The following is a 17,020-nucleotide window of genomic DNA, read 5'->3' on the forward strand; positions in this document are numbered from 1 at the left end:
TAACCCTGGTGGGTACATGACTTTCCGTCAAATGTATGTTGTTGAATCGTGTCCGTTTCGGAAGTAAAAAAAATAACCCTCCTATTTTGACAGGATTTGCCAACGATTCCTCCCCCCAAATAGGAGTATTTTCTTGATCTGCGACACGCTTTTGTTAATTCAACCTGGAAAACGGCAACATATTTCCTGTTTTTTTAACATAGGAGGGATGTGGATGAAGTTAGAACGGAAAGCGGACAAGTTTTAGACAAAAGCATTTAGTTCATTGATAAATATAGAATATCCTTAAAAACCACGCACCATAAGCGGATATTTTTGCTAAAAAAAAGCCACTGCATGTGAAAATCACACGAGTGGCTTTTTTTTACACTTACATTTTGTTACCAGAATTCTGAGCTGGCGATCACTCAAAATCCCCTTCAACGATCAGAGAGTCATCCCCCCCTTCGGAGGTAACGCGCTCGAACTGCCATGGGTTATGGTAGTTTTCCATCGCCTCGAACACCACCTTCGCCAGTTCGTTATGACTGGACGAATTGTGGCAGAGCAGATACTCCGTATCCGGCAGTGCAGGAAGGCCATCGGATTTGCCCAGAACGCGCAGATCGGGGCTCATCATTTCTACCGGACGGGCGGTGACACCCAGACCGGCTTTCACGGCGGCACGCACCGCTGGCAGCGTGGATGCCACATACGCCAGACGCCACGGAATATTGGCCTCATTCAGCGCCGTCAGTACCATATCGCGGAACGGGCTCGGGTCATCCAGCAACACCAGCGGCACCGGCTCCCCTTTTTGCAGCACGTATTCGGCCGCGCAATACCAGTGCGTAGGCGATGTACGCAGCGTCAGGCAGTCAAACTGCCCGGGACGATGCGTGGTGACCACCAGGTCGACTTTATTCTCATTTAACATCTCAACCATAAAAGCATTGCGCTTTACGCTCACGTCCAGCGCAAGCTTCGGATAAACCGAACTAATACGATTGAGAAGAAACGGCAATATAGTATCCGCCGACTCATCAGATGCACCTAACGTTAGCACGCCCTGAAGGTTGCTAAACATTAATGACATACATGCTTCATCATTAAAGCGAAGAATTTTCCTGGCATAACCCAGAAGCTGAATACCGTGTTCCGTTAAGAGCTTATTACGCCCGTGACGGGCAAAAAGCTCTTTACCAACCAGTTGCTCCAGCCGCTGCATTTGCTGGCTGACGGCGGACTGAGTTCGGCAAACGGCGGCAGCAGCTGCTGCAAAAGTGTTGAGATCGGCGACCGCAACAAACGTTCTCAGCAGATCGAGGTCGAGATTCATTATCGGACGATTTGCATTTATCATATCTATTCACTTTCAGGTTGCTCGTGCGGAGCTGCCCGGGTTGAAGCTGTGTGTGTACAGTTAAGCAATTCCCTCTGAAGATTTTCCCTCGCATCCCGGCCCGGCAGACTGCCTGACAGATAGTTATTGTGCTGCTTTATATCAACAGTCAGAAAGCACGTTTCATGACGATATTTTTATTCTCTTAAACGTTCAGGATATTTAGATGTTCGCAGGTTTATGTAAATTACATTAAAGGTATAACACCTTTTCTGCCATCTGTATCGCAGCGCTGTCAACGTAGCAGGAGATGTGCGACACATTCCAGCCAGAGATAACTCTAACAATAACAATCAATTAATTCGGAAAACCAGGGTCAGATATACAAAAAACGTGCATCTGCCCTCTGCTTTCCTGGAAGACATCTTAACCCAAATCCACTTTATTTATAAGTCTTATTGCAATATTAAGGATTAAAGAAGAATGTTAAGCTTCTAAACTAATTTTATTAAAATTAACTAAAGTTGCATTTTATAGGTTAATAATAAATAAATTTTAATTTAGATTAAGACCATTCATTAATGGCACTTAACATTAATTTCACATGGGTAACTTTTATCCACAGTATGCTATTACAGAAACAGGTATCAAGCATTCAGGTTTTACGAAAAGTCACTCAGGGTGACTGCCACCGCTGTCCAGCTCACCACTTATTTTTAACAGCACATTATACAGTATTTTGGTAAATGAATAGCACATTTAACCTAAGCTCTCGCTATGCGCACAACTTTAAGACAGTGAAAAAGCATACCCGCAGCGAAAAAGATTCATCAAAAATTTGTACCCCGCACAAAATCTTCTACTGCACACCCTTCAAAACGAAGCGAGGGGGGAGTACATTATTCCGTGCTGACTTCCACGGCAGGGAGCGGCAATAATAGCGAAAAGGTTAAAGGTTCATGTCCCCTATCGAAAAATCCAGCAAGCTAGATAACGTCTGTTATGACATCCGCGGCCCGGTTCTGAAAGAGGCAAAACGTCTTGAAGAAGAGGGCAACAAGGTTCTGAAACTCAACATTGGTAACCCTGCGCCATTTGGTTTTGAAGCGCCGGATGAAATTCTGGTTGATGTGATCCGCAACCTTCCCACTGCACAAGGCTATTGCGATTCAAAAGGACTTTACTCCGCACGTAAAGCCATCATGCAGCACTACCAGGCACGTGGTATGCGCGATGTTACCGTTGAAGATATCTATATCGGCAACGGCGTCTCCGAACTGATTGTGCAAGCCATGCAGGCCCTGCTGAACAGCGGGGACGAAATGCTGGTCCCTGCGCCAGACTATCCGCTGTGGACGGCTGCCGTGTCGCTGTCCAGCGGTAAAGCGGTGCACTATCTGTGCGACGAATCCTCTGACTGGTTCCCGGACCTGGACGATATTCGCGCAAAAATTACGCCCCGCACGCGCGGTATCGTCATTATTAACCCGAACAACCCGACGGGCGCGGTCTACTCAAAAGAGCTGCTGATGGAGATCGTCGAGCTGGCGCGTCAGCACAACCTGATCATCTTCGCCGACGAAATTTACGACAAGATCCTGTACGACGCGGCGCAGCACCACTCCATCGCCGCGCTGGCCCCGGACCTGCTGACCGTCACCTTCAACGGCCTGTCCAAAACCTACCGCGTGGCCGGTTTCCGTCAGGGCTGGATGGTGTTAAACGGTCCGAAAAAACACGCCAAAGGCTATATTGAAGGGCTGGAGATGCTGGCCTCCATGCGTTTATGCGCCAACGTTCCGGCACAGCACGCGATCCAGACCGCGCTCGGCGGCTATCAGAGCATTAGCGAGTTTATCGTGCCCGGTGGTCGCCTGTACGAACAGCGTAACCGCGCGTGGGAACTGATTAACGATATCCCGGGCGTCTCCTGCGTGAAGCCGAACGGGGCGCTCTATATGTTCCCGAAAATTGACGCGAAGCGCTTCAATATTCACGACGACCAGAAAATGGTGCTCGATTTCCTGCTGCAGGAAAAAGTGCTGCTGGTTCAGGGCACGGCGTTTAACTGGCCGTGGCCGGATCACGTGCGTATCGTGACGCTGCCGCGCGAAGATGACCTGGAAATGGCCATCAGCCGCTTCGGGCGCTTCCTCTCCGGATACCATCAGTAACATTGCCTTTCGGCCGGGTGGCGCTTCGCTTACCCGGCCTACAAAATCCGCAAATTTGCATCTTGCCTCCCCTCCCCGCACAATGAACGCCTGTCGCAGTGAAGACAAAAGGTAACCTATGAGTCAGAGTCATTTCTTTGCCCACCTCTCCCGCCTGAAACTCATCAACCGCTGGCCGCTGATGCGCAATGTCCGCACGGAAAATGTGTCAGAGCACAGCCTGCAGGTTGCGATGGTCGCTCACGCGCTGGCCGCCATTAAAAACCGCAAATTCAACGGTCAGGTCAATCCAGAGCGCATAGCCCTGCTGGCGATGTACCACGATGCGTCAGAAGTGCTGACTGGGGATCTGCCTACGCCGGTGAAATATTTCAACTCGCAAATTGCGCAGGAATATAAGGCCATTGAGAAAATTGCCCAGCAGAAGCTGATTGAGATGGTGCCCGAAGAACTGCGTGATATCTTCGAGCCGCTTATCAACGAGCATCAGTATACGGAAGATGAAAAGTCGCTGGTCAAACAGGCCGACGCGCTGTGTGCCTATCTGAAGTGTCTCGAAGAGTTGTCCGCAGGGAATAACGAATTCTTGCTGGCGAAAACGCGCCTGGAAAAAACGCTGGAATCCCGCCGCAGCGAAGAGATGGATTACTTTATGCAGGTGTTTGTACCGAGCTTCCATTTATCGCTGGATGAGATCAGCCAGGATTCGCCACTCTGATTTTCGCCCAGCGGCGCTGCGCTTGCAGGGCCTACGGGGTTGTAGGCCGGGCAAGGCGTAGCCGCCACCCGGCAAAATGCTCAGAACGGAAACAGGACCGGTATCAGTACCACGCACACCACCATCACCAGCACGGTGAACGGCACGCCCAGCTTCACGAAATCGCTGAATCGATAGTTCCCCGGTCCCAGCACCAGCGTATTCACCGGTGAAGAGACCGGCGTCATAAATGCCGCGGAAGCGGCCATCGCTACCATCATCGCAAACGGGTACGGCGACACGCCCATGGACTTCGCCATCGCCAGTGCGATAGGTGCCATCAGTACCGCCGTCGCGGTGTTCGAGATAAACAGGCCGATGGTGGCGCACATGATAAACAGGCAGACCATCATCATGTACGGCCCATACCCGCCGCCCACGTCCATTAAGCCTTTAACGATCAGATCCACCCCGCCGGTTTTTTGCAGCGCCAGGGCGAAGGGCATCATCCCAACAATGAGAATGATGCTCGGCCAGTGAATGGCTTTATAGGCGCTTTCGGCGTCAATGCAGCGGAATTTGCCCATCAACAGGCAGGCGATGATTGCGGCGACCGGATTGGGGATCTCATCGGTCAGCATCAGCGCCACCATCAGCACCAGACAAAAAATCGCGTGTGGCGCCTGGCTGTGCGCTGGCGATGCGTCGCTCTCCTCGACAGGCATGTTGAGCACCACAAAATCGCGCCCTTTTTGTCCGAGCTGGCTAATGAGCTTCCAGTTACCGACAACGAGAAAGATATCGCCCAGCAGGATCGGCTCATCCACCACCGCCCCTTCCATCGCTACACCATCGCGCTTCAGCCCCACGACGTTCAGGCCATAGCGGGTACGGAACCCCATCTCCCGCACGGTTTTACCCAACAGTTCCGACTCCGGGATCAGCGACACCTCGGCCATGCCGACATCCAGCGCCTGATCGGAGAAATACTCCCCGCGCAGCACCATCGGCTCCAGCAGCTGTTCGCTGCAAAACTCGCGCAGGTCCACATCCGCGGTGGACATATCAATCAGCAGGACGTCACGCGCGCGGAATTCCGACACCCCGTTGACGTTGACGATCACCCGACGAAACCGCCGCCAGCGCTCTACGCCGATCACGTTCGCGCCATAGCGCTCACGCAGCTTCAGGTCATCCAGCCGCTGTCCCACCATCGGCGAGCCGGGGCGAATAGCCAGACGGCGCGCGCGCCCGGTAAGGCGGTACTCTTTAATCAAATCGCGGAAGGTACGTCGCTTCCATCCTTCTTTGTTTTTGTCCTGTTTTTCACCCTTCAGGGCGAACCGGGTCAGCAGCATGTAGACCACGCCCATGACCAGAATGACCAGCCCAAGCGGGGTGACGCTGAAAAAGCTGAAGCCCTCAAATCCTTCCCGGATCAGTTCGCTGTTAACAACCAGGTTCGGCGGCGTTGCCACCAGCGTCATCATCCCGCTGATCAAACCGGCAAAACTCAGGGGCATCATCAGGCGCGACGGCGAGCTCTGCATCCGCATGGAAACGCTCAACACCACCGGGATAAAGATGGCGACCACGCCCGTGGAGCTCATAAACGCCCCCAGTCCGGCGACGGTCACCATCAGGTAGATAAGCATCTTGGTTTCGCTGCTGCCCGCCACCTTCACCAGCCACGACCCCATGATGGTCGCCACGCCGGTGCGCACCAACCCATCACCGATGATAAACAGGGCGGCAATCAGGATAACGTTGGGATCGCTAAATCCGGAGAAGGCTTCCGGTAGCGTCAGTGTTCCGCTCAGCACAAACGCGACGATGACAAACAGGGCGACGGCGTCCATGCGTACCTTGCCCGTGGCAAAAAGAATCATGGCGATTAAAAGCAGGCTCAGGACCCAAATCAGTTCACCGTTCACAACCTATCCTTGTCAGTGGAAGATGAGGAATTTTGCCATAAAAAAGCCCCAGCAATGTGGGGCCATATCATGGGATTACACTTTTAGCGAGACGGTTACAACTCCGTCAGAGGCTTTTGAAACAGACAGTGCCGTCAGGGAATCCAGCACCAAATCCGCCTCCTCCAGGCGGGGAGAACCGGCCGGAACGTTAACGGCGATGACGTGGCTTCCTGCGTTCAACCCGGCCAGTACGCCAGCCGCCGCATCTTCCACCACCACGCACTCTGCAGGATCGAGGCCCAGCAGTTCAGCGCCCAGTAAAAATGCGTCAGGCTCCGGTTTACCCCGCTTCACGCGCTCCGCCGTGATAAACACGTCCGGCGTCGGCAACCCTGCCGCCTTGTGTCGGGCGTGGGCAACCGGCACGGAACCGGAGGTGACGATAGCCCACGGGATCTGCGCCTCGTTCAGATGCTCAAGCAGTTCGCGCGCGCCCGGTAACGCGGTGATGCCGTCCGTATCGGTGGCTTCAATGTGTTCCAGGTATTTGAACTCCGCCTGAATGTCGTCCTCAGAGCGTCCGGCCAGGAAGTGCCGTAGCGAGGTGATGGCCTGTTTGCCATGGATAAAATTCAGCACGTCCTGATGATCGATGCCATGTCTGTCAGCCCAATGGCACCAGGAACGTTCCACAACCGGCAGCGAATCCACCAGCGTACCGTCCAGATCAAACAGAAAACCTCTACACTGCACACGCACCTCCGTCAGGCATTAATGATTTGTTGAATTTCGTTGCTGCTTAAATGGTACTGACGCGGGCAGGCATGCCACGCGCTCAGCATGCGCTGATATTTATCCCACATCGGGGTCTGCGCGTTGAAGCCGTGGGTACCCGCGTCAAAGTGGGTATAACGCCCTTCCGTATTCACCATAAAGCGAACATAGCTCAGATAACGCGCTTCCGTTGCGGCATCAAAGCCTAAGAAAGTGACGCGGCGCTCGTCAATGGACTGTTGATCTTTGAGATTCGTCCAGGAGACGTGCAGGGCGTGATACATCTCCATAATGTCGATCACGATGCGACAGGTTTCTTCTTTCAGCTCGCCAAACTCGCGGTCCAGTTCGCGCATTTGCAGACCAAAGCCGCGTTCGACGATGGTTTGCAGGCGGCTGTAGCGCGCAGCGTTATCGGGATCAAGCATAGTCATCATCTTGTACTGGTTGGACAAAATCAGACGTTGAGCATGGGTCATTTCCATCTTTCGACTCCTGTAGCGCATTGCACTTAAAAAAAAGACACGGTAACTGATTGTTACTGTGCCCTCTTTTCGTCGTCGTTTCGATGATCAATCACAAATCATCGAGGAATGTTTTATCCAGTTGCTTAAAAGCACGCTTTAACGTGTCCGCCAGCGCCTGGTAATCCGGCTTGCCTTCCACCGGGGCGAGCGCCTGACCGGCCTCTTCCAGCTTACCGCGCACTTCATAAAACCAGTGTAAAATAGAAGGAGGAAGTGGCGTAATGGACCGTTTACCTAGCCACCACAGGCCCTGCATCGGCAGGCTTAATGCGAAGAGCGCCGTGGCAACGGCAGGTCCAAGCTGCCCACCCAGCGCAATCTGCCAGCACAGCGTAAAGATAGCGACAGGCGGCATAAAGCGAATCGCATAGCGCGTGGCGCGGATGGTGCGATTCTCAATAAACATCGGCGCAAGGCGCTTTTCCATTGGCCACGTCTTTGCGTAATGCTGTCCCCGACGAAACAGACTGAAGAAATTTACGGACGGGTTCTCTGGTGTCGACATGGCTGTACCTCAACTTCACATATAAAAATTAAAATTTTCGTGCAAAACCACAACAAGCTATGACAACGTTCAAAATATTTTGTCATCTCTACCCCGTATCGGGTATCCTGTGCCAGCCTGATAGGGCCATAGACGAGAATCATTAGCTCGTCAAATTATTGCATATTATGCCATTGGCTGAAAATTGTGCAAAATGGCATAAAATCATAGTTATTTCTTCCATCATGCCACAATGTTCGTTTGGCATGATGTTAATCATAAATGTCCGAGTCATCATGCGTTACGCTGTTAGACTCACTGACGTTTTTTTAGCCACGTATCAATAATAGGTACTTCCATGTCGAGTAAGTTAGTACTGGTTCTGAACTGCGGTAGCTCCTCACTGAAATTCGCCATCATCGATGCGCTCAACGGTGACGAATACCTCTCTGGTTTGGCCGAATGTTTCCATCTGCCTGAAGCACGTATCAAGTGGAAGATGGACGGCAGCAAACAAGAAGCGGCTTTAGGTGCAGGCGCCGCTCACAGTGAAGCGCTGAACTTTATCGTTAACACTATTCTGGCACAAAAACCAGAACTGTCTGCTCAGCTGACTGCGATTGGTCACCGTATCGTCCACGGCGGCGAAAAATACACCAGCTCCGTCGTGATCGACGACTCTGTGATCCAGGGCATCAAAGACTCTGCCTCTTTCGCACCGCTGCACAACCCGGCTCACCTGATCGGTATCGCTGAAGCGCTGAAATCCTTCCCGAATCTGAAAGACAAAAACGTGGCCGTATTCGACACCGCGTTCCATCAGACCATGCCGGAAGAGTCTTACCTCTATGCCCTGCCATACAGCCTGTACAAAGAGCACGGCGTACGTCGTTACGGCGCGCACGGCACCAGCCACTTCTATGTGACTCAGGAAGCGGCAAAAGTGCTGAACAAGCCGGTTGAAGAGCTGAACATCATCACCTGCCACCTGGGCAACGGTGGTTCTGTTTCGGCTATCCGCAATGGTAAATGTGTTGATACGTCCATGGGTCTGACCCCGCTGGAAGGTCTGGTGATGGGTACCCGTTCCGGTGACATCGACCCGGCGATCATCTTCCACCTGCACGACACCCTGGGCATGAGCGTTGACCAGATCAACAAAATGCTGACCAAAGAGTCTGGCCTGCTGGGTCTGACCGAAGTCACCAGCGACTGCCGTTACGTTGAAGACAACTACGCAGAGAAAGAAGACGCTAAACGTGCAATGGACGTTTATTGCCACCGTCTGGCGAAATACATCGGCTCTTACACTGCGCTGATGGAAGGCCGTCTGGACGCGGTTATCTTCACCGGTGGTATCGGTGAGAACGCGGCAATGGTTCGTGAACTGTCCCTGGGCAAACTGGGCGTTCTGGGCTTCGAAGTTGATCACGAGCGTAACCTGGCTGCCCGCTTCGGCAAGTCTGGCTTCATCAACAAAGAAGGCACCCGCCCTGCTCTCGTTATCCCAACTAACGAAGAACTGGTCATCGCGCAAGACGCGCACCGCCTGACTGCCTGATTCCACACCGCCAGCAATGCTGGCGGTGCTGTTTTGTAACCCGCCCCATTTGGGCGGTAACGAAAGAGGATAAACCGTGTCCCGTACTATTATGCTGATCCCTACCGGAACCAGCGTCGGCCTGACCAGCGTCAGCCTTGGCGTGATCCGTGCTATGGAACGCAAAGGCGTTCGTCTGAGCGTCTTTAAGCCAATCGCCCAGCCACGTGCCGGTGGCGATGCGCCAGACCAGACCACCACCATCGTTCGCAAGAACTCCAATCTGCCGGCGGCCGAACCGCTGAAGATGAGCCACGTTGAATCTCTGCTGTCCAGCAACCAGAAAGACGTGCTGATGGAAGAGATCATCGCCAACTACCATGCTAACGCGCAAGACGCGGAAGTGGTGCTGGTTGAAGGTCTGGTGCCAACCCGCAAACACCAGTTTGCCCAGTCTCTGAACTTCGAAATCGCGAAAACCCTGAACGCAGAGATCGTTTTCGTGATGTCTCAGGGCACTGATACCCCAGAGCAGCTGAACGAGCGTATCGAACTGACGCGCAGCAGCTTCGGCGGCGCGAAAAATACCAACATCACCGGCGTGATCGTCAACAAGCTGAACGCGCCAGTGGATGAGCAGGGCCGTACTCGCCCTGACCTGTCCGAGATCTTCGACGACTCGTCCAAAGCGAAAGTCATCAAAGTTGACCCGGCTAAGCTGCAGGAATCCAGCCCGCTTCCGGTTCTGGGCGCGGTGCCATGGAGCTTCGATCTGATTGCCACCCGTGCAATCGACATGGCGCGTCACCTGAACGCGACCGTGATTAACGAAGGCGACATCAACACCCGTCGTGTGAAGTCCGTGACCTTCTGTGCGCGTAGCATTCCCCACATGCTGGAACACTTCCGCGCAGGTTCCCTGCTGGTGACTTCCGCAGACCGTCCTGACGTTCTGGTTGCAGCCTGTCTGGCCGCAATGAACGGCGTGGAAATCGGTGCGATCCTGCTGACCGGTGCCTACGAGATGGACCCACGCGTCAGCAAGCTGTGCGAACGCGCGTTCGCTACCGGCCTGCCGGTCTTCATGGTGAACACCAACACCTGGCAGACCTCCCTGAGCCTGCAGAGCTTCAACCTGGAAGTGCCGGTTGATGACCACGAGCGTATCGAGAAAGTTCAGGAATACGTTGCAGGCTACATCAACGCAGACTGGATCGAATCCCTGACCGCGACCTCCGAGCGCAGCCGCCGTCTGTCTCCTCCAGCATTCCGTTACCAGCTGACCGAGCTGGCGCGTAAAGCGGGCAAACGCGTTGTTCTGCCAGAAGGTGACGAACCACGTACCGTTAAAGCGGCTGCTATCTGTGCAGAGCGCGGCATCGCGACCTGTGTGCTGCTGGGTAACCCGGATGAGATCAACCGCGTAGCGGCCTCTCAGGGCGTTGAGCTGGGCGCAGGCATCGAAATCGTTGACCCTGAAGTAGTTCGCGAAAGCTACGTTGCCCGTCTGGTTGAGCTGCGTAAGAGCAAGGGCATGACCGAAGCCGTTGCGCGCGAGCAGCTGGAAGACAACGTGGTGCTGGGCACGCTGATGCTGGAGCAGGACGAAGTTGACGGTCTGGTTTCCGGTGCGGTTCACACCACGGCGAACACCATCCGTCCACCGCTGCAGTTGATCAAAACCGCGCCTGGCAGCTCTCTGGTGTCTTCCGTGTTCTTCATGCTGCTGCCTGAACAGGTTTACGTTTACGGCGACTGCGCGATCAACCCGGATCCAACCGCAGAACAGCTGGCTGAGATCGCGATCCAGTCCGCAGACTCCGCGACCGCTTTCGGTATCGAGCCGCGTGTGGCGATGCTCTCCTACTCCACCGGCACCTCAGGTGCAGGTAGCGACGTAGAGAAAGTGCGTGAAGCGACCCGTATTGCGCAGGAAAAACGTCCTGATCTGATGATCGACGGCCCGCTGCAGTACGACGCCGCGGTCATGGCTGACGTTGCGAAATCCAAAGCGCCGAACTCACCGGTTGCTGGTCGCGCTACCGTGTTCATCTTCCCGGATCTGAACACCGGTAACACCACCTACAAAGCGGTACAGCGTTCTGCCGACCTGATCTCCATCGGGCCAATGCTGCAGGGCATGCGCAAACCTGTGAACGACCTGTCTCGTGGCGCACTGGTAGACGATATCGTCTACACCATCGCGCTGACGGCGATCCAGTCTTCGCAGCAGCAGTAATGTATTGCCGGATGGCGCTTCGCTTATCCGGCCTACAAAACCGTAGGCCCGGTAAGCGCTAGCGCCACCGGGCAACAAAAAGGCGACCACTTAACCGGTCGCCTTTTTTATTTACAGCAGCTCGCGTGCCGCCGATACAATGTCATGAGCCGTCAGGCCATACTCTTTCTGCAGGAAATCCTGCGTTCCCACCTGGCCGTAACGCTCCTTGACGCCCACCCGCCGCATCGGCACCGGGCAGGTTTCCACCAGCACTTCCGCCACCGCCGACCCCAGCCCGTTGTGAATGCTGTGGTTTTCACAGGTCACGATGCGCCCGGTTTTCTCGGCGTAGTTTTTCACCAGCATCCGGTCGATAGGTTTCAGGGTAAACATGTCGATGACCGCCGCTCTGACACCCTCCTGCTCAAGCTGGCGCGCGGCTTCCAGCGCTTCCGACACCATGATGCCGTTGGCAATCAGGGTGATATCGCTCCCCTCGCGCAGCACGTTCCCTTTTCCGATGTTGAAGGTGGAGCCCGGGGCATACACGCTCGGCGCCTGCTTACGGATGGTTCGCACCCAGTAGAAGCCGTCAAGATCGATAAGCTGGCGCAGCACGTCCTCAAACATCACCGCATCGGTGACTTCGAGCACCACCGAGTGCGCCAGACCGCGTACGATGCCCATATCCTCAAACGACATATGCGTTCCGCCGTTGTGGCAGGCCGTCACGCCCGCGTCTGAGGCAATTACCTTCACGTTGTTGCGCTGATAGTCCAGGGACATAAACAGCTGGTCAAAACAGCGGCGGCTGGCAAAGGCGGTGAAGGTGTGAACGAACGGCTTGCGTCCGGTAAGCGACAGCCCGGCGGCCGTGCCGATGACGTTAGCTTCCATAATGCCGCAGTTAATCACGTGCTGCGGATAATCACGCGCCACGCCGTCCATTGCCATCGAGCTCATCAGGTCTGCTTCGAGCGCAATGATGTCACTTCCGGCCTCAATCTGTTTTGCCACGAAACCAGCGTAAACTTTACGCATCTCAACGGCGTCTTTCTGTCCTGCCGGTGCAACCTTAATCATGTGAAGCCTCCAGTTGGCGAATCGTCTCGTTGAGGGCCGCTTTGCTCTCCGCGGTCAATCGCAGATGGTGTGAGTTGCTGAGCTGCTCCAGATACGGCACCCCCTGGCCTTTAATGCTGTCGAGGATGACGACTAACGGACGCGCATCGGCTGCCGGGATGCGCGATGTTACTGCCAGCAGACCCGGAATGTCGTCCCCCTTCACCGTCACCACGTCAAAGCCAAAGGCGCGGAATTTTCCCTCCAGGTCAAACGCGCTGATGATCTCGTCCAGCTCGCCGTCGAGCTGCTGTTTGTTCCAGTCGACAAATACCGTCAGGTTGTTCAGGCGATGGTGGGCAATAAACTGGAACGCCTCCCAGCACTGCCCTTCGTTCAGCTCGCCGTCGCCGACGATGCAGAAGACCCGATTCGGCCGCCCGGCCAGCCTGTGCGACAGCGCCATGCCGCCTGCGATGGAAATCCCCTGCCCCAGCGAACCGGTGGTGGCATCCACGCCGCGCGTTTTCAGGCGGTCCGGGTGGCTGGGCAGGCGCGTGCCGTTCTGGTTGAGGGTACTCAGCTCTTCTGTCGGGAAGTAGCCCTTGATCGCCAGGGTACTGTAGAGCGCCGGGCCCGCATGGCCTTTCGACAGGACAAAGTAGTCTCGCTCCGGCCAGTCCGGATCCGCCGGGTCGATTTTCATCACTGCGCCGTACAGCACGGCCAGAGTTTCTACCACCGACATGCTACCCCCGTAGTGGCCAAAGCCCAGCTGCGTCAGGGATTTCAGCGTCTCAAGACGAATCTGACGCGCGAGTTCGGTTATCTCTTTCTCATTCATGATTTGGCTCCGGTGTTTTCCTGCGCGTTACCGCCCGCAGGTTTGTTTTTCGCGAAGACGTTGTACGCCACCAGCAGCGCGAACAGCGCCACGACCAGCCCGGTGATGGCAAGCGGCGACAGGAAGCGCGCCAGGTTGCCGAGGACAATCCCGACCGCGCCGAAGTCGGCGTCAGAGAAGGTGGTGTTCGCAAAACCAATGGCGCCGAGTACCGGCAGCAGCAGGACCGGCAGGAAGGTAATCAGCAGGCCGTTGGCAAAGGCGCCAATCATTGCACCACGACGTCCGCCGGTGGCGTTACCGAACACGCCCGCCGTTGCGCCGGTAAAGAAGTGCGGCACCACGCCCGGGAGGATCAGCACCCAGCTAAACTGACCGCAGATGAACAGCCCCACAATCCCGCCGAGGAAGCTGAACAGGAAGCCAATCAGCACCGCGTTAGGCGCATAGGGATAGACCACCGGGCAGTCGAGCGCAGGACGCGCGTTCGGCACCAGTTTTTCCGAGAAGCCGGTAAAGGCCGGAACGATTTCCGCCAGTATCAGGCGTACGCCCTGCAGAATGATGAACACCCCCGCCGCGAAGGTGATCGCCATGATGATGGCGTAGACGAGGTAGTTCTGGCCGGCGCTGAAGGTGGCCTCGACGTACTCGCGCCCGGCGCTCACCGCCATGATCAGGTAGATAATCATCATGGTCAGGGAGATGGAGATCGAGCTGTCGCGCAGGAAGCTCAGGTTCTTCGGCAGGTTCATCTCTTCCGTTGAGCGGGATCCTTTGCCGACCTTGCTGCCAATCCAGCCGGACAGCACGTAGCCCAGCGTGCCAAAGTGGCCGAAGGCAATCTCATCGTTGCCGGTAATGCGCTTCATGTAGCGCTGCGCTATCGCCGGGAAGAAAGCCATGATCAGGCCAAGGATCAGCGACCCGGTAAAGACCAGCCCCACGCCCTCAAAGCCCGCCACCGTCAGGATCACGCCAATCATGCACGCCATATAAAACGTGTGGTGTCCGGTCAGGAAGATATACTTCAGGCGGGTAAAGCGGGCGACGATAATATTCGCCACCATCCCGAAGGCCATAATCAGCGCGGTCGCCGCACCGTATTTTTCCAGTGCAATGGACACGATCGCTTCATTGTTTGGAATAATCCCCTGGATAGTAAAGGCGTGTTCAAACATACCGCCTAAGGGATTTAATGACCCGACCAACACCGTGGCACCGCCGCCCAGTACAATAAAGCCCAGGATGGTTTTAATGGTCCCTTTCACCACGTCGGAAAATGCTTTTTTCTGCGCAACCAGACCGATTAACGCAATTAAACCCACCAGCACCGAAGGGACTTTTAAAATATCAACAACGAAATTCAGCGTTTCAAGGATAAACATATCCACCTCGCCTTATCAGGGTTATTGTCTTTCGAACCAGCCGCGCAGCTGCGCTTCAAGTTCGTTGATGTCGATGATGTTGTTGATCACCACCAGCTGGCTTTCCGGCACGCTGGCGCTGGCGGCAATGTCTTTTGCCATCACGAACAGATCGGCCGCGCCCGGCGTGGCTGAGGAGAGATCGGAGTGTTCAACCTCAGCTTCAATCTCCAGCTTTTTGAGCACCTTTTTAATATTCATTTCGACCATAAAACTACTGCCCAGGCCAGAACCGCAAATAGCCATGATTTTCATTGTTGTCCCCTTATTTTGAGTAGAGTACGCCCCATCACGCTGACGCGTAATGTTGTGAAAAACCGGATTAAAGAATTAAATCAGAAGCGGTTAATAATCGTTTTAATTTCCTCCAGGGTATTCACCTGATGCAGTTCGGCCATATCAGTATCGCTGGAAAATAACTCTGCCAGCGACGAGATCATCTCGATATGGCTATTTTTGTCGGGTGCCGCGAGCATAATAATGACGTCGACAGGGTCAAACTCACCGGCACCAAACGAGACGCCCTGTTTTAGTTTTAATAACGACAATCCCAGTCCTTTGGCGCCTTCCTCCGGCCGCGCATGCGGCATCGCCAGCCCTGGTGCCAGCACATAATAAGGTCCTAACGTGTGGTGCTGCTGGATGATGGCCGTGACGTATTCAGGCTCAATCACCTGCAAATCCAGCAGCGGCTTCGCGCACAGCTCCAGCGCCTGCGGCCAGTCTTCCACGCTCTCCTGCAGCGTGATGGTTGTATCATATATCCATTTTTTGAGCACTTTTCACTCCCGCGACACGCTTAAGATGAGCAAACTTTATTCAACGCATCACTGATTGACTGCGATCGCGATCACAAAGATAGCGCTACCAATGGTTATCATGCAGAAATGTGATAGCGCTATCAAATTGCAATCACGTTGCTAAATCACAGCAAAAAAAGGGATTTAAGGCGTATACTGCCTGTCACGTGAAACGAAGGAAAATAAGAACGCGTCTGGTCAGCAGGAAGGTGTATGTCTCTAACCCGAAAACGGCGCAGTACTGGTAAAGTGACACTCGCCGATGTCGCACAGCTTGCCGGTGTGGGCACGATGACCGTGTCCCGTGCGCTTCGCACGCCCGAACAGGTTTCCGATAAACTACGAGAAAAAATTGAAGCTGCCGTGCAGGAGCTGGGTTATATGCCTAATCTTGCCGCCAGTGCCCTGGCCTCGGCGTCGTCATGGACGATAGCCATGGTGGTGCCCAACCTCTCCGAAGCAGGCTGCTCGGAGATGTTCGCCGGGCTACAGCAGGTGCTGCAACCTGCCGGGTATCAGATCATGCTGGCTGAGTCCCAGCATCGTCTTGAGCAGGAGGAGAAACTGCTGGAGACGCTGCTGGCGTCGAACATTGCCGCCGCTATCCTGCTCAGCGTTGAACATACCGACACCGTTCGCCACTGGCTGAAAAACGCCTCAATTCCGGTGATGGAGATGGGCGCCATGCGCGCCGATCCGATTGATATGAATATCGGGATTGATAACGTGGCGGCCATGTATGAGCTCACGGAGATGGTCATTAAGCGCGGCTATCAAAATATTGGCCTGCTGTGTGCCAACCAGGAGCAGTGGATTTTCCAGCAGCATCTGCAGGGCTGGTACAAAGCCATGCTTCGCCACCATATGTCGCCGAACCGGGTCATTAACGCGGCGATGCCGCCGAGCTTCTCGACCGGCGCGGCGCAGCTGCCCGAGTTCCTGCTGGCCTGGCCGGAGCTGGATGCGCTGGTGTGCGTCTCTGACGAGCTGGCCTGTGGCGCGCTGTACGAGTGCCAGCGCAGGCGAATCAAAGTGCCGGACGATCTGGCGGTGGTAGGCTTTGGCGATAGCGACGTGAGCCGCGTCTGTCAGCCGCCGCTGACGACCATGGCGGTGCCGCATCGTAAGATTGGAATTGAAGCCGGGAAAGCGTTACTGGAGCGCCTGAATGGCGGAGACTGGCGCGATCAAAAGCCCATCGCGTCCAGTCTGTGTCTGAGAGAGAGTTGCTGA

The 17,020-nt window shown here is 54.9% G+C and carries 15 protein-coding genes; 5 read left to right on the plus strand and 10 right to left on the minus strand.

Annotation, left to right across the window (positions count from 1 at the left end; all coding sequences use genetic code 11):
* Window positions 1–403 precede the first annotated feature (403 nt).
* Entirely contained in the window at window positions 404–1,342 is a 939-nt protein-coding gene (gene lrhA / locus V1572_RS18435) for a transcriptional regulator LrhA (protein ID WP_021241557.1), read from the minus strand.
* Window positions 1,343–2,280: 938 nt separating this feature from the next.
* Here lrhA and alaA point away from each other — a divergent pair.
* Both alaA and yfbR read left to right on the plus strand, forming a co-directional pair.
* Window positions 2,281–3,495: an alanine transaminase AlaA gene (alaA, locus tag V1572_RS18440; RefSeq protein ID WP_008500204.1), complete on the plus strand. Its 1,215-nt coding sequence runs from the start codon at window positions 2,281–2,283 to the stop codon at window positions 3,493–3,495.
* A gap of 118 nt (window positions 3,496–3,613) precedes the next feature.
* On the plus strand, window positions 3,614–4,213 hold the full coding sequence (gene yfbR / locus V1572_RS18445; protein ID WP_008503531.1) for a 5'-deoxynucleotidase: 600 nt from the start codon (window positions 3,614–3,616) through the stop codon (window positions 4,211–4,213).
* Between the two features lie 80 nt (window positions 4,214–4,293).
* Here the strand turns inward: yfbR and V1572_RS18450 are convergent, their stop codons facing one another.
* The 4 genes from V1572_RS18450 to yfbV form a co-directional block, all read right to left on the minus strand.
* Complete coding sequence (locus tag V1572_RS18450) at window positions 4,294–6,126, minus strand: SLC13 family permease (protein WP_395299465.1); 1,833 nt, start codon at window positions 6,124–6,126, stop codon at window positions 4,294–4,296.
* Window positions 6,127–6,201: 75 nt separating this feature from the next.
* Window positions 6,202–6,861 carry a sugar phosphatase gene (locus tag V1572_RS18455; protein WP_045908726.1) on the minus strand — a complete coding sequence of 220 codons (660 nt, stop codon included), beginning with the start codon at window positions 6,859–6,861 and terminating at the stop codon, window positions 6,202–6,204.
* Between the two features lie 11 nt (window positions 6,862–6,872).
* On the minus strand, window positions 6,873–7,367 hold the full coding sequence (locus tag V1572_RS18460) for a YfbU family protein (protein WP_008502874.1): 495 nt from the start codon (window positions 7,365–7,367) through the stop codon (window positions 6,873–6,875).
* Between the two features lie 91 nt (window positions 7,368–7,458).
* Entirely contained in the window at window positions 7,459–7,914 is a 456-nt protein-coding gene (gene yfbV / locus V1572_RS18465; protein ID WP_008502875.1) for a terminus macrodomain insulation protein YfbV, read from the minus strand.
* Between the two features lie 337 nt (window positions 7,915–8,251).
* Here yfbV and ackA point away from each other — a divergent pair, with 337 nt between their 5' ends.
* Window positions 8,252–9,454 carry an acetate kinase gene (gene ackA / locus V1572_RS18470; RefSeq protein WP_045334289.1) on the plus strand — a complete coding sequence of 401 codons (1,203 nt, stop codon included), beginning with the start codon at window positions 8,252–8,254 and terminating at the stop codon, window positions 9,452–9,454.
* A gap of 76 nt (window positions 9,455–9,530) precedes the next feature.
* Entirely contained in the window at window positions 9,531–11,672 is a 2,142-nt protein-coding gene (gene pta, locus V1572_RS18475) for a phosphate acetyltransferase (RefSeq protein WP_008502877.1), read from the plus strand.
* 111 nt (window positions 11,673–11,783) lie between these two features.
* On the opposite strand, the gene V1572_RS18480 is transcribed toward pta, so the two are convergent.
* From V1572_RS18480 to V1572_RS18500, 5 genes are all read right to left on the minus strand, one after another.
* Window positions 11,784–12,737 carry a transketolase family protein gene (locus V1572_RS18480; protein ID WP_395299466.1) on the minus strand — a complete coding sequence of 318 codons (954 nt, stop codon included), beginning with the start codon at window positions 12,735–12,737 and terminating at the stop codon, window positions 11,784–11,786.
* Window positions 12,730–13,560 carry a transketolase gene (locus V1572_RS18485; protein ID WP_048029679.1) on the minus strand — a complete coding sequence of 277 codons (831 nt, stop codon included), beginning with the start codon at window positions 13,558–13,560 and terminating at the stop codon, window positions 12,730–12,732. The genes V1572_RS18480 and V1572_RS18485 overlap by 8 nt, the downstream gene beginning before the upstream one ends.
* Window positions 13,557–14,948, minus strand: coding sequence for a PTS ascorbate transporter subunit IIC (locus V1572_RS18490; RefSeq protein ID WP_023617386.1), 1,392 nt, complete (start codon window positions 14,946–14,948; stop codon window positions 13,557–13,559). The genes V1572_RS18485 and V1572_RS18490 overlap by 4 nt, the downstream gene beginning before the upstream one ends.
* Before the next feature lie 21 nt (window positions 14,949–14,969).
* On the minus strand, window positions 14,970–15,242 hold the full coding sequence (locus tag V1572_RS18495; RefSeq protein WP_024908960.1) for a PTS sugar transporter subunit IIB: 273 nt from the start codon (window positions 15,240–15,242) through the stop codon (window positions 14,970–14,972).
* Between the two features lie 80 nt (window positions 15,243–15,322).
* The gene (locus V1572_RS18500; protein ID WP_048029678.1) at window positions 15,323–15,766 is read right to left on the minus strand and encodes a PTS sugar transporter subunit IIA; all 444 of its coding nucleotides are present in this window, start codon (window positions 15,764–15,766) and stop codon (window positions 15,323–15,325) included.
* A 234-nt stretch (window positions 15,767–16,000) separates the two neighbouring features.
* On the opposite strand from V1572_RS18500, the gene V1572_RS18505 reads away from it, so the two are divergent.
* Window positions 16,001–17,020 carry a LacI family DNA-binding transcriptional regulator gene (locus V1572_RS18505; RefSeq protein ID WP_024908958.1) on the plus strand — a complete coding sequence of 340 codons (1,020 nt, stop codon included), beginning with the start codon at window positions 16,001–16,003 and terminating at the stop codon, window positions 17,018–17,020.

The sequence above is a fragment of the Enterobacter quasiroggenkampii genome (assembly GCF_043972695.1).
Lineage (GTDB): Bacteria > Pseudomonadota > Gammaproteobacteria > Enterobacterales > Enterobacteriaceae > Enterobacter > Enterobacter quasiroggenkampii.